Below are 1,060 nucleotides of genomic sequence, written 5' to 3'. Positions count from 1 at the left end.
CAAATACTGGCACCTCGTCTTTGCCGTAATACATCAAATGATCTAACTCTTGCTCAGAGAGTTTTCGATCCAGCAATCCATCAGGCAATGGGTCAGGCTGAAATACAACATCTGAATAGGTTTTAGGGTCATCGTTCCAAAACTTAGTCCGGAACATATTGCGGATATACCCATCCTTACTAACGATGCTCTCCCCATCAGGAAGCTTTAATGATGTGCCTCGCGTCATGCGATCGACCATTTTTTCTAGAAAGGTTCCATCGCGAGCAGACTCATACAACATATCCATCGACAAGCTACGAGAAGGACTCATCGTATTAAAATGTTCGATAGCATGGCGATCCCAACAAGCATGCACGACTCGAAAATGGCCCTTGTCGAGATACAAGGGGATCGTATGAAACCATGACAGGAACATCTGCCATTCTTCGGGGTATGGTTCAAACTGCTCCAGCGTTTCGCGTATTTGGCGATGATTACGCGCGTTATGCTCACGCAAGAACAAATGATCTTCGGCATCGCGACCACGCGTGCAATAACACATCGCATTATATTCATGATTACCCAACACAATTTCAGCCTGGCCAGCATCCACCATGTTTTTAACGATATGAAGAGCCTCGCGAATACGAGGACCTCTGTCGACAATATCACCAACAAAAATGACCTTTCGACTATCATGGCGAAAACATCCGTTTTCATGTTGATAGCCCATTTTAAGCAGCAGCTTTTCTAGCGTTTGGGCGCATCCATGAACGTCACCGATCAGGTCATAACCTTGAACATGTTCACTCATACTACGTCACTTAACTCTCAATTAAGTTATGAGCCCAACCTAGCTTCTTACGACACGTTTCATAGAAATTGTGCGAGGTTGGATGAATCAATCTTACTAAGTAAGGTTTTTTGGTGATACTAACTGTGTCACCTGGCGCTACAGGAATGTGATACTGGCCATCACAACTTACTTGTGGATATATCTCGTTCGCTTCACCAATCACAATCTTTATTTCACTTTTCCCGTCTACCACAATAGGTCTGCTACTCAGCGTATGAGGGA

The 1,060-nt window shown here is 44.3% G+C and carries 1 protein-coding gene and 1 pseudogene; both read right to left on the bottom strand.

The features are described 5' to 3' along the window. A partial coding sequence (locus A3738_RS26950; protein ID WP_068763979.1) for a metallophosphoesterase occupies nucleotides 1–796 on the bottom strand: 796 nt, incomplete at its 3' end. 10 nt (nucleotides 797–806) lie between these two features. Then, nucleotides 807–1,060 (bottom strand): annotated as a pseudogene (locus A3738_RS26945) (NAD(+)/NADH kinase); the annotation flags it as partial.

It is taken from the genome of Oleiphilus sp. HI0066 (genome assembly GCF_001635725.1).
Note: the sequence above shows the minus strand (reverse complement) of the source record. Positions and strands in the feature narration are given on the sequence as shown.